Annotated in this window: 11 protein-coding genes; 9 read left to right on the top strand and 2 right to left on the bottom strand. The window is 61.4% G+C overall.

Annotated elements, in window-relative coordinates:
- Positions 1–43: 43 nt before the first annotated feature.
- Positions 44–835, top strand: coding sequence for a GGDEF domain-containing protein (locus AC0L26_RS16675; protein ID WP_473633510.1), 792 nt, complete (start codon positions 44–46; stop codon positions 833–835).
- A 217-nt stretch (positions 836–1052) separates the two neighbouring features.
- Here the strand turns inward: AC0L26_RS16675 and AC0L26_RS16670 are convergent, their stop codons facing one another.
- Complete coding sequence (locus AC0L26_RS16670; RefSeq protein ID WP_473633509.1) at positions 1053–2891, bottom strand: ATP-binding protein; 1839 nt, start codon at positions 2889–2891, stop codon at positions 1053–1055.
- Positions 2892–3045: 154 nt separating this feature from the next.
- On the opposite strand from AC0L26_RS16670, the gene AC0L26_RS16665 reads away from it, so the two are divergent.
- The 4 genes from AC0L26_RS16665 to AC0L26_RS16650 all read left to right on the top strand — a co-directional run bounded on the left by AC0L26_RS16665 (position 3046) and on the right by AC0L26_RS16650 (position 5294).
- A complete protein-coding gene (locus AC0L26_RS16665; protein ID WP_473633508.1) occupies positions 3046–3612 on the top strand; it encodes a helix-turn-helix domain-containing protein in 567 nt (188 codons plus the stop codon).
- 4 nt (positions 3613–3616) lie between these two features.
- Positions 3617–3925, top strand: coding sequence for a hypothetical protein (locus tag AC0L26_RS16660; protein ID WP_473633507.1), 309 nt, complete (start codon positions 3617–3619; stop codon positions 3923–3925).
- Positions 3926–3974: 49 nt separating this feature from the next.
- Entirely contained in the window at positions 3975–4502 is a 528-nt protein-coding gene (locus AC0L26_RS16655) for a GNAT family N-acetyltransferase (protein ID WP_473633506.1), read from the top strand.
- Between the two features lie 267 nt (positions 4503–4769).
- The gene (locus AC0L26_RS16650; protein ID WP_352932161.1) at positions 4770–5294 is read left to right on the top strand and encodes a DUF1269 domain-containing protein; all 525 of its coding nucleotides are present in this window, start codon (positions 4770–4772) and stop codon (positions 5292–5294) included.
- Between the two features lie 52 nt (positions 5295–5346).
- On the opposite strand, the gene AC0L26_RS16645 is transcribed toward AC0L26_RS16650, so the two are convergent.
- Positions 5347–7149: an NAD(P)-binding domain-containing protein gene (locus tag AC0L26_RS16645; protein ID WP_473633505.1), complete on the bottom strand. Its 1803-nt coding sequence runs from the start codon at positions 7147–7149 to the stop codon at positions 5347–5349.
- A 461-nt stretch (positions 7150–7610) separates the two neighbouring features.
- Between AC0L26_RS16645 and AC0L26_RS16640 the strand changes: the two genes are divergently transcribed.
- From AC0L26_RS16640 to AC0L26_RS16625, 4 genes are all read left to right on the top strand, one after another.
- The gene (locus AC0L26_RS16640) at positions 7611–8771 is read left to right on the top strand and encodes a PcfJ domain-containing protein (protein WP_473633504.1); all 1161 of its coding nucleotides are present in this window, start codon (positions 7611–7613) and stop codon (positions 8769–8771) included.
- Between the two features lie 293 nt (positions 8772–9064).
- Positions 9065–10846 carry an acetolactate synthase 3 large subunit gene (locus AC0L26_RS16635; RefSeq protein WP_473633503.1) on the top strand — a complete coding sequence of 594 codons (1782 nt, stop codon included), beginning with the start codon at positions 9065–9067 and terminating at the stop codon, positions 10844–10846.
- Between the two features lie 84 nt (positions 10847–10930).
- Entirely contained in the window at positions 10931–11503 is a 573-nt protein-coding gene (ilvN, locus tag AC0L26_RS16630; RefSeq protein ID WP_095483396.1) for an acetolactate synthase small subunit, read from the top strand.
- A 149-nt stretch (positions 11504–11652) separates the two neighbouring features.
- Positions 11653–12249 carry a LysE family translocator gene (locus AC0L26_RS16625; protein ID WP_473633502.1) on the top strand — a complete coding sequence of 199 codons (597 nt, stop codon included), beginning with the start codon at positions 11653–11655 and terminating at the stop codon, positions 12247–12249.
- Positions 12250–12307 lie beyond the last annotated feature (58 nt).

Here is a 12307-nt window from a genome sequence, read left to right as displayed (position 1 = left end):
GTCCGTGCCATAAGGTCTGTGGGAATTTTCCAACGGGGAGCAGATGCGTTTTCACAAGGCGGAATCAGCCTTTTTCGTCTTCATCTTCGTAATCCTGGCCGCCGGCCTGGTGACGCTTCACGCCTATGGGCTTCTGCAGGCCTTCGCGGCCGAGATCGATACGCCTTCCGGGATTGAGAAGATCGTCTATCTCAACAAGCTGTTGTTTGTGACCGGCGTTCTATTGGCGACTGCGCTGTTCTTCGGCATTTTCTTTATCTATCCGCTGATCCGCAGGCAGGCTACGGAAGAAGGCAAGTTGCGCGCCATGACGGTTTCGCTCAGCGCCCGTTCGGAAACGCTGGAGCATGCGGCACTGACCGACAGCCTGACCGGCATGCAGAATCGGCGCTATTTCGACGATGCACTGAAGGAATATCTCGAGGAATTCGGCCGCATCGAAAAGCCGGTCGGGCTGATGATCCTTGATCTCGACCATTTCAAGCAGGTCAACGACACCCATGGTCATGATGTTGGCGACGAGGTGTTGCGGGCGGTCGCCAACTGTCTCAAGGACATGACGCGCTATCACGACGTCGTGGCGCGGCTGGGTGGCGAGGAGTTCGCGGTGGTCACGCCCAATATGGATGCCGAACTTCTGTCCAAATTCGCCGAGCGCATTCGCAAGGCGATCGCCAACATGTCGATATTGTCAGGCAATGTCCGCCTGAAGATCACCACCAGCGTGGGCCTTGCCGTCTGGGACCGCAAGGAAACCGCCGAAGAGTTCTATCGCCGCGCCGATCGCCAACTCTATGAGGCGAAGAGGCAAGGCCGAAACCGCGTCTGCGCCTGAAATCCCGTCACTAAATTCGTGATGCTGGCCGTCTGACGCCGCCTTCTGCGCTTCCGGTGCGCACGGACTCAAACGTCCGCTCCGCTCCGGTTCTCGAAGTCGACACCAGCCGACTCAGCCTGACGAATTTCCTGACGGGATTTACCCAAGCTGGCCGATTAAGCAGAGCGCATGGAAGCTCAAAATCTGTCCGGCGGAAGGACGTAGTGGCGCCGGCTCAATCGTTCTGCGGGCGCAGGCCGAAGGTTGCCGGTTTCAGGCCATAGCGCATGTCGAAATCGTCGTCCGGCTGGACGCGTGCGACAGTCGGGGCAGGTGGCTTGCGATAGTTGGGATCGCCGGCCTGCCGGCTGGGTTCCACGACTTCGGCGAAAGCCATCGCCTGCTGCGGTTTCGGCACGTTGCGCAGCCTTTCGACGATCGCCACCAGGTCGACATCGTTCTCGATGTCGGATAGCACGGCTTCCTCGCGTTTGGCCGTGCCGGGGATCAGATCCTCGGACAGCTTTTCGAATTTCAGCCGCATGGTCGTCGCCACCCCTTCGCCGAAGGCGATGGCTTCGCGCTGGCCCATGGAGGACAGGAACGCCAGCGTGGACGCCGAGGAATCGGCGATCGCCGAGCGGATGATCGCCTGGTCCTGCTCGTTGGCAAGCCGCATGGCAAAAAAGGTCGAGCACTGCGACAGGATGGTGGGATCGAGCTCGCCCGGGCGCTGGGTGACGACGCCGAGATAGCAGCCATATTTGCGGCCTTCCTTGGCGATGCGCGACAGTGCATGCCGGGTCGGCGCGAAACCAAGGCGCGGATCGGCCGGCATGTAGCGGTGGGCTTCCTCGCACAAGAACAATAGCCGCAGCCGGCCTTCGCTCCACAGCGCAAGGTCGAAGGCCAGGCGCGCCAGCACCGAGCAGACCGAATTGACCACTTCCGACGGCATGCCGGCCATCTCGAAGCAGGTCACCGGGCGGCCGTGATGCGGCACGCGAAAAATGTTGCCGATCGTCTCGTGGATGGTGTCCTCGATCAGGCGCGAACCGAACATGAAGCGGTAGCGCGGATCCGCAGCCGCCGATTCGATGCGCGTCCTCAGCGATCTGAGAGTGGGACGGTCGTTCCGGCTTTCCAGCAACCCCATGCGCTCGTCGATCTGCTTGAGGAGGTCGGCAATGCGGTATGGCACCGGCGTGTCCGCGGTCATCGCATCGCTGCCGCGCCTGAGATACGTGGCCGAATTCGGATTGCGATACAGGTTTTTGGCGGCGGGTATGAGATCACGCAAGGCATCGACCTCTTCCGGTACGATCTCGCGTCCGCGAAACAGCACTTCGGCAAATTCCTCGAGCTTGAACATCCAGAAGGGCAGGTCCAGCGTCGTCGAATCGATCCTGACGCAGTGTTCGGGCAAGGAGGCGGCGAACTCGTTGTGCGGATCGAGGATGAGGACACGCAGGTCGGGCCGGGCGGCGATGGACTTGCGCAAAAGCAGCGAGACGGCGGTGGATTTGCCGACACCGGTGGTGCCGACAATGGCGAAGTGGCGCGCCAGCGTGTCGTCGATGGCGATGTTGGCGTCGATCGTCTCGTCCTGCGACAGCGTGCCGATGGTGATCGAATGGCGTCCAGCGAGGTCATAAACCGCCTGCAGGTCGCGGCTGCGGATGCGGTGGGCGATGGCGCCGATATGTGGATAGCAGGTGATGCCACGGTCGAAAACCGGCTTGGCGCCGGGCTCGACGCCGTCGCGCACCTCGCCGATGAGTTCGATGCTGACCTCGATCGGGTTCTGGCCCTCATTGCTCCAGGCGCGATCCGACTTGCCGATGCCGTAGACCAGGCCGACGGTTCGCGTGGTGCCGAGGTTGATGGAAATCATCTTGCCGACGCTCCAATGGCCGGTGACCGTGCCTTCGGCATCGGCGGCATAGGCGCTGATGGTAGCGCGCGCACCGTCGCACTGGACGACATTGCCCAGAATGCGCTTGTCGTTCTGCTCCGCCTTGCGGCGCTCCTGCAATGTCGGCTCTCCGACGGAGGTTTCGCGCTCGACAAGCATGGACAGGCTGTTTCCCATTTCCCCAGGAGACCGACGTTACATCGGCGGGGTTAAGGCGGGGTGAGGTTGAATGGTGTAGCGGGTGTTAAGCTATTCGCGAAAATTGAACCGATCGGCCCCTTGCTCCAAGACAGAATTTCGATATACCGGATGCATGACTGATATTGCGAACGATATTTCCTCAAGCATCGGCAGGAGAATACGCTCCGAAAGAGCATTGAGGGACTGGTCGCTGGCGGAGCTCGCGGACCGCTCCGGCGTGTCGAAAGCCATGCTCAGCACGATAGAGCGCGGCAAGACGAGCCCGACCGCCACACTTCTGGTGCGCATCGCGGCGGCCTTCGGCATGACGCTTTCCACCCTCATCGCGCGGGCGGAGCTGCAAGGCGGCGGGCTGCTTCGCGAAGGCGGTCAGCCGGTCTGGCGCGATCCCGCCACCGGCTATATCAGGCGGCATCTTTCGCCGGTCTCGGACATGCCGCTCGAACTGATCCGGGTCCAATTGCCGGCGGGGGCCAAGGTAAGCTTTCCGGCGGCGTCCTATGCCTTCATCAGACAACAGATATGGCTGATTTCCGGACGACTGGAATTCACCGAGGGCGATATCGTCCACAGTCTCGAACCGGGGGACTGCTTGGCGCTTGGCGCGCCGTCGGATTGCACATTTCGCGCTCTTGGACCGGATGCCGCCGACTATCTGGTCGCGCTGGCAAGAGGCTGAACGCATGGCACGCCGTCCCAAACGCTCCGACAATGGGGGACCGCCACTCGACGACTACAAGGGCCCCCCATGGGGCAAGGGCGACCCTTACGTCTTCCTTGCCTGGCAGGCTGCGTATGCCAAGGCGTGGAAGGCGCCGAGCCGCGACGTGATGCTGATGCGGATGGAAAAGGCCGAGCGGCTGGGCCTGACCTATGAGGAATATACGCTCGAAATTCTGGAACGCGGGCTGCATCTGCAGCCAAAGGACACCGATCGCATTGCCGCGATCAAGGCAGTACGAAAGCGACGCCGAGTCAGTGGTCTTGATTGACGGCTGGAACACGCCGATCGCTCCATCGCAGTCAAAGGACATCGCACGCATGAGCTCCATCGAAATCAAGGCTCTGACCCAGGCTGCAGGAGCCCAAGCAATGCTGGGCGATATGCTGATCGAGACGGTTGCCGCCGGCGGATCGGTCAGTTTCATGCACCCGCTGGCGCCGGAAGCGGCAGGCTCCTTCTGGACCAAATCGCTTATGGCGGCGGCAAGAGGCGAACGAGCGGTGCTGGGCGCCTGGGACGGTGAGGTTCTGGTCGGCACCGTCACCTTGCTGCTCGACTGTCCCCCCAACCAGCCGCACCGGGCCGAGATCGCCAAGCTGATGACCCGCGTCGCTCGTCGCGGCCAAGGGGTGGCGACTCGCCTGATGCAAGCGGCCGAAAGCCTCGCTGTCGAGAAGGGCCGCACGCTGCTGGTGCTGGACACGGCGGCCGAGGACGGCGCTTCCGGCCTCTATGAGAGACTGGGATTCACGCTGGCCGGCGAGATACCGGACTATGCATTGAAGCCGCATGGGGGACTGACCGGTACGCTTATCTACTGGAAGCGCATCGGCCAGACCCGGTGACGCTCGGCTGTCGCAAGGCTCCGTTTGATTTTTCTACAGATAATCGCACGGGTAAGTATCTCGAATAGCATGGCCGGGCAGATAGACAGTTAAGTACTGCTTCGAGTATCTTTCGGCCTTTCGCAGTGCCGCCCTACGGCCGTCCGAAGATGCGCCGTGCGCGCATCGCCGGTTGAGCGACACGAAGCACACACAATACCTGTCACGAAGATTTCGTAGGATGCAACAAAACTGCCGAGCATTTGCAAGCCAGCAAGGAGCTATTCCATGTCCGATTTGATCGCCATCGTCTATTCGACCGAAGCCAAGGCGGAAAAGGTGCGCAAGCGGCTGTTCGAATTGCAGAAGGAATACCTGATCGAACTCAGCGATGCGGTGATCGCGGTGAAGCAGGAGAGCGGTGACGTCAAGCTCAATCAACTCTTCAACCCAACCACCGCTGGAGCGGTCTCCGGCAGCTTCTGGGGGCTCCTCGTCGGAATGATCTTCCTAATGCCGGTCGTAGGAGCGGCGGTTGGCGCTGCCTCGGGCGCTCTTGGCGGCGCGCTGAGCGATTTCGGCATCAACGACAAGTTCATGAAGGAACTCGGGTCAAGCCTGCAGCCCGGCAACGCGGCACTGTTCGTGTTGGTCCGTAAGATGACAGCCGACAAGGTGCTCGAGGATCTGAAAGGATCGGGCGGCACCGTGCTGAAAACCTCACTCGACCACACCAAGGAGCAGGCCCTGCGCGACGCGCTGGCAGCCACGCAGAACCAGCCGGTATCCGCACCCGACGCTCCTGCCGCCTGATTACAGAGGAGGCGCGGCATTCGCCGCACCTCCCTTCTGTACTACCGCGCTGCTATCCCTTGTGATGGACTTGCTGCAGCCCGTAGACCGGCGTTTCGATGCCTTCGTGCCGTGCCTTCAACTGCAGGGACAGGAATTGCGAATAGTGGCGCGACTGGTGCAAATTGCCGCCATGGAACCACAGCGCCTCCTGTTGCGTCGGCTTCCACATATTGCGCAATTCGCCCTCCCAGGGGCCGGGATCCTTGGTGGTGTTGGAGCCGAGGCCCCAGCATTTCCCGACCTTATCGGCAACGTCCCTGGATATCAGGTCGGCCGCCCAGCCGTTCATCGAGCCATAGCCGGTGGCGTAGACGATGAGGTCGGCCGGCAGGTCCGATCCGTCACTAAGCAGGACCGAATGCTCCCGGACCTCCTTAACCTCGACGCCGCTTTTCAGCTTGATCGACCCGTCGATGATGAGGTCGGAAGCGCCGACATCGATGTAGTAGCCTGAGCCGCGCCTGAGATATTTCATGAACAGGCCGGAATCGTCATCGCCCCAGTCGAGCATGAATCCTGCCTTTTCCAGCCCCTCGTAGAATTTGGCGTCTCGCTTCTTCATCTCGGCGTACGCCGGGATCTGGAATTCATGCAGGATCTTGTAGGGCAGGGACGCAAAGACGAGGTCGGCCTTGGCCGTGGTCATCCCGCCTTGCACGGCTTTTTCCGAGTAGAGCGAACCCAGTCCGATTTCCATCAGCGTGTCAGATCTGGAGATATGGGTGGTCGAGCGCTGCACCATGGTGACATCGGCGCCGGCCTCCCAAAGGGCTGCGGCGATGTCATGGGCTGAGTTGTTCGAGCCGATGACGACGGCGCGCTTGCCGGCATAGGCATCCGGGCCGGGGTGCTTCGAGGAATGGTGCTGATCACCCCTGAAGTTGTCCATGCCCTTGAATTTCGGCATGTTGGCTTTGCCTGACTGTCCCGTCGCCAGCACCAGCTGCTTCGGCTTCAACGTGATATCTTTGCCGTCGCGGTGGACGACGACCGTCCATTCCTTCTTCTCGTCGTCATAGGTGGCGCTCTTTGCCTCCGTAGAGGACCAATAGTTCAGCTCCATGACCTTGGTGTACATTTCAAGCCAGTCGCCGATCTTGTCCTTGGGCGAGAAGACCGGCCAGTTCCGGGGGAAGTCGATATAGGGCAGATGGTCGTACCAGACCGGGTCGTGCAGGCAGAGCGACTTGTAGCGCTTTCGCCATGAATCGCCGGCGCGCTCGTTCTTCTCGACGATGATGGTCGGCACGCCGAGCTGCCTCAGCCGAGCGCCTAACGCGATGCCGCCTTGGCCGCCGCCGATGATGAGCGTGTGCGGCTGACTGACAAAGCCGAGTTCGGCGGCTTCTTTCTCGCGCTCCTCCTTCCAGGTCGGCCGGTTTTTTCCGTGCCCGTGCTTGGCGCCCATCGGTCGGGCGAAACCGGCGGGTTCTTCGTGCCCCTTCAGCTCGACCATGGTGGTGAGCAGCGTCCAGATCTTGCCGTTCTTCAGCCTGATATGGCCGAAGCCGCGCGCCACCTCCGTTTCGAAGCTGATCCAGCCTTCGAGCAGCCCGTCGCTCTCGCTGGCGTCTTCGCCCTTGGCGATTGCCCAGTTCGAAGGTTTTGTCTTCGCCAACTGGCTCATCAGCATGTCGCGCACCTGGTCGCGACCTTCCATAGTCTTGATGTTCCAGGTGAAGGTCACCAGGTCGCGCCAGTAGCAGTCTTCCTGAAAGCACCCGACCGCCTTGTCGATATCACCGGCCGCAAGCGCTGCGCCGAATTGGTCGAGCAGGTCGGAGAGTTTCTTGGTTGGGGCCTTGTCGAGCATCAATTTCCTCCCGTGAAGTCCTGGTCGTCATCGTGGTTTTGCCGGACCCTCCCAGCCCGGCTGACCGGAGTATCGCGGCAAACTATGCGCTGCGTCACGTCGTCAAATAGTTTGGTGTAGTTTCAATGGGTTATCGCAAAATTATGGCGTGCGCTGGTCCGCTCGGCGGCGAGCCATTCGCCCCACATTTCGCGCGCACCGAGGAGCCGAGAGTTCGCTGCCGACAATCGTGGCTGCCTGAAGACCAAAGTTGCACCTTTGCAACACCCCATCAGACCATTGTAAATGTTGAAAGAATGGCTCTTGCGTCCAGTTTCCCGTGAGCTTAGGGAACCGCCCGTTCCTAACCCGTCCTCCTGAAAGGAGACCCTTGTCAATGACCCGGCAACCTAGATCGACACATTCCGTGCCGACGCTGGAATTGCGTGCGGCTGACAGGGTACTAATCAGGAAGAATGGCCATGGCGAAGTCCATGATCCAGCGCAGGCAGGAAGCCGAGCGCGAACGCATTGAAGCATATGCCATAACGCTGCGGCGGGTTTCTCCCGTCGCGCGTCCCGCTCCGGATTTTGAGCGGGCGCTAGACGAGGCACGGCGGGGCTTTGCCGGTATAGCGATCCGCGACGGTGCGCTGTGGCGTCCAAAGCTGAAGACGCGCGACCGCGCGCGCTTGCGGCTGGCCGCGGCGCGCCATCTTTATGCGTGTTACCCGGTTTCGGCCGCGCTCGAGGGCATCTGGCTGGACAGTTCGGGGCTGGATGCCAGCGAGATTGCGCTCCGCAAGGCCTGGTATATCGCGGTAGCGCGTGGCGACTCGCTCTACAAGGCGGGCGCCAATGCCTGGCTGTCCCGCAAAGAGGTCCATTGCTTCTTGAACCTGTGCGGCGATTTCACGTTCGACGAGGCGTTTTGGTTGGCGATCGCCCGGTCCTATACGGATGATCCGGGGTTAGCGGCCCGACTTGCGCGAACGAAAATTGCGCGCACGCCGCGCGGGGAGTTGGTCTTCTGGCGCGAGGTGACGCGATTTTTCTGCGGGCATCCAGCGTCGAAGGAGGACATCGATGATCTGTGCGACTATATCGGTGCCATGCGCCAGCGTGATGCAGCGTACAGCCTGAAGGGTCGTACGCTCGCCTCGTTGCGCCGGCAAATGTTGGAATGGCATCGCGACATTGCCGCGATCGAACGCATCGAGGCAATGCGCCGCCGCGCTGCCGGGCGGGCTCCGCGTACTGCCGGAATGCAGTCGCAGGGCCGCACCTGGGACGGCTCGCGCCTTGAGGACTGGGAATGGCAGCCATCCTCCAAGGAGGCGAAGGCCCATGGCGAGCGTTTCTTCGTTCGCCAGCTCAAGACAGCCGAGGATCTGGTTGCCGAGAGCCGAGCGATGCATCATTGCGTCTCGATGTATGCGGCCAAATGCATTGCCGGAGACGCTTCGATATGGGTGCTGCGGCGCGCAGCGCTCGGCAAAATCGAGCGGTTGTTGACGATCGAGCTCGGCCCGCAAAACCGTGCGGTGCAGGTGCGCGGTTTCGGCAATCGTCTCGCCTCGCTGGAGGAGCGCAAGATTGTCGAGCGCTGGGCTAAGGCGAGGGGCGTGGTGCTCAGGGCCTGAAACGGAAGACCCGCGCGGCGGAAATGCCGCGCGGATTGCACAAGGGGGAATGTGCCGCCGTCAGGCGTCGTGTGCACATTGGCCGTTGACAGCGGCGCAAAACCAATTCTATTGTCCGCCACCATGAAAAAGGCACTTATTCTCGTAGGAAAGCGCGTGGGCAAGGCGGTGTAACCGCCGGGCGAAAACCTCCCATGCGCAGACACAGGCTCCCTCGGGGGCCTTTTTTATTGCCCGAAACACGACTAAACGACCAGCAATCGCCCGATGGCGGACAGTACGGGATCAGACCGATGAGCAGTGGACAGAACGAGCGGCGCGAAATGACCGGTGCCGAAATGGTGGTGCAGGCGCTGAAGGACAATGGCGTCGAACATGTTTTCGGCTATCCGGGCGGCGCGGTTCTCCCGATCTATGACGAAATCTTTCAACAGGACGATGTCGAGCACATCCTCGTCCGTCACGAGCAAGGCGCGGGTCATGCGGCGGAGGGCTATGCGCGCTCGACCGGCAAGGCCGGGGTCATGCTGGTGACCTCGGGGCCGGGCGCCACCAACGCGGTGACGCCGCTGCAGGATGCGCTGATGGATTCGATCCCGCTGGTCTGCCTGACCGGTCAGGTGCCGACCTCGCTGATCGGCTCGGATGCCTTCCAGGAGTGCGACACGATCGGCATCACGCGGCCCTGCACCAAGCATAATTGGCTGGTGAAGGACGTCAACGATCTCGCGGCAATCATCCACGAGGCGTTTCATGTCGCGACGACAGGACGTCCTGGTCCGGTCGTCGTCGACATCCCGAAGGACGTGCAGTTCGCCAAGGGCATCTATGTGCCGCCGCAGACGGCGCCGCGCACCAGCTACCAGCCAAAGGTCCAGGGCGACCTGGACAAGATCAAGGCGGCGGTCGAACTGATGGCGGCCGCCAAAAAGCCGATCCTCTATACCGGCGGCGGCGTCATCAATTCCGGCCCGGAGGCCAGCCATCTGCTGCGCGAACTGGTCGACCTCACCGGCTTTCCGATTACCTCGACGCTGATGGGTCTTGGCGCCTATCCGGCGTCGGGCAAGAACTGGCTGGGCATGCTCGGCATGCACGGCACCTATGAAGCCAATATGGCGATGCATGATTGCGACGTCATGGTCTGCATCGGCGCGCGCTTCGACGACCGCATCACTGGCCGGCTCACCGCGTTCTCGCCGAACTCGAAGAAGATCCATATCGACATCGATCCGTCGTCGATCAACAAGAACGTCCACACCGACGTGCCCATCATCGGCGATGTCGGCCGGGTGCTGGAGGATCTCGTGCGGCTGTGGCGGGCGACCGCCAAGGCCGACAAGAAGGCGCTTCACCCGTGGTGGGAGCAGATCGCGAAATGGCGGGCGCGGGATTCGCTCGCCTACAGGATGAACCACGACGTGATCATGCCGCAATACGCCGTCCAGCGGCTTTACGCGCTGACCAAGGACATGGACACCTACATCACCACCGAGGTCGGCCAGCACCAGATGTGGGCGGCGCAGCACTATCACTTTGAAAAGCCGAACCGCTGGATGACATCGGGTGGGCTCGGCACGATGGGCTACGGCCTGCCGGCGGCGCTCGGCGTGCAGATCGCGCATCCGGATGCGCTGGTCATCGACATTGCCGGCGATGCCTCGGTGCAGATGACGATGCAGGAGATGAGCGCGGCGGTGCAGCACGACGCGCCGATCAAGATCTTCATCCTCAACAACCAGTATATGGGCATGGTGCGGCAGTGGCAGCAGCTTCTGCACGGCAACCGGCTGTCGCATTCCTACACGGAAGCGATGCCGGATTTCGTCAAGCTTGCCGAAGCCTATGGCGGCCACGGCATTCGCTGCGAGAAGCCGGACGAGCTGGACGACGCGATCAAGGAGATGATTTCGGTGAAGAAGCCGGTGATCTTCGACTGCCGCGTGGCCACACTTGCCAACTGCTTCCCGATGATCCCGTCAGGCAAGGCGCACAACGAGATGCTCTTGCCGGACGAGGCGACCGACGAAGCGGTGGCCAATGCCATCGACGCCAAAGGCAGGGAACTGGTGTAGCGCGCAAGCCGAGGCAGGGCTTGTCTAGAGAAGCCGTGCGGAAACAGATAATTAGCTCAAAAGTTTGAAATCGAGATTCATGTCATGAACGCACAGCTTCAACCAACCGGTTCCGCTTACTTCATCGCCAAGGAAACGGAAAAGCCGGAGACCCACACGCTTTCCGTGCTGGTCGACAATGAGCCGGGCGTGCTTGCCCGGGTCATCGGGCTGTTTTCCGGACGCGGCTACAACATCGAGAGCCTGACGGTTTCCGAAACCGAACATGAGAAGCACCTGTCGCGCATCACCATCGTGACGCGCGGCACGCCGCATGTGTTGGAGCAGATCAAGCATCAGCTCGAGCGCATCGTGCCGGTGCACCGTGTCGTCGATCTCACTGTGCGCTCGCACGAGCTCGGCCAGGACCGGCCGCTTGAACGCGAACTAGCGCTGGTGAAAGTGGCCGGCACCGGCGAAGCCCGCGTCGAGGCGCTGAGGCTGGCCGATGCCTTCCGCGCCAGCGTCATCGACGCCAACACCGAGCATTTCATCTTCGAGATCACCGGCAAGGGCTCCAAGATCGACCAGTTCATCGCCATCATGAAGCCGCTTGGCCTAGTCGAAATCTGCCGCACCGGCGTGGCGGCGTTGAACCGCGGCCCGCAAGGAATGTGATCGTCCGGCGCTTGAGTCCAGTGCTTCGGCGCCGCCTGTATTTATTCTGTCGCCTTGATCCTGATCTTCTGGCCCGGCTGCCGCCGTGAGGTGGCCTTTGTGCGTCTGAGGTAAAAGGACAATATTGCTGACCCGCCTGGGAGGAAGCCATGACCCTCGACGCATTCCTTGCCCTGCTGGTCTACGCCTTCGTAACCTCGATCACGCCGGGTCCGAACAACTTCATGCTTTTGGCTTCCGGCGTGAATTTCGGTTTCGCCAAAACCATTCCGCACATGCTGGGCATCAGCATCGGCTTTCTCGTGTTGTTGCTGGCCGTCGGCTTCGGTCTGGGCGCGGTGCTAACTGCGTTTCCGGTTCTGCACACCGGGTTGAAGATCGCGGGCGGCGCGTATTTGCTTTACCTCGCCTGGAAGATCGCCATGTCGCGTTCGCTCAGCGGCAAGGGCGAGGCCAAGGCGCGACCGATGCGTTTCATCGATGCGGCAGCGTTCCAATGGGTCAATCCCAAGGCTTGGGTCATGGCGATCACTGCCATGGCCGTCTACGCCAATCCGGAGCACCCGTTCTTGTCGGTGGCGTTGATTTCGATAGCCTTCACCATCGTCAACCTGCCGAGCGTTTCGGTGTGGGCAGGTTTCGGCACGGCGCTGCGCGGTTTTCTCTCTGATCCGGTGCGGCTGAAATGGTTCAACATCGCCATGGGCGTGCTGCTCGCAGCGACGCTGTGGCCGATGCTGCGATAGCTTTCGAATTATTGTGCACTGCACATTAAATCTTCGTAATGCCGGCTTTTGGCACTTT

The organism is Mesorhizobium sp. WSM4823, from assembly GCF_055811195.1.
This window is presented reverse-complemented; position numbering and strand designations above follow the sequence as displayed.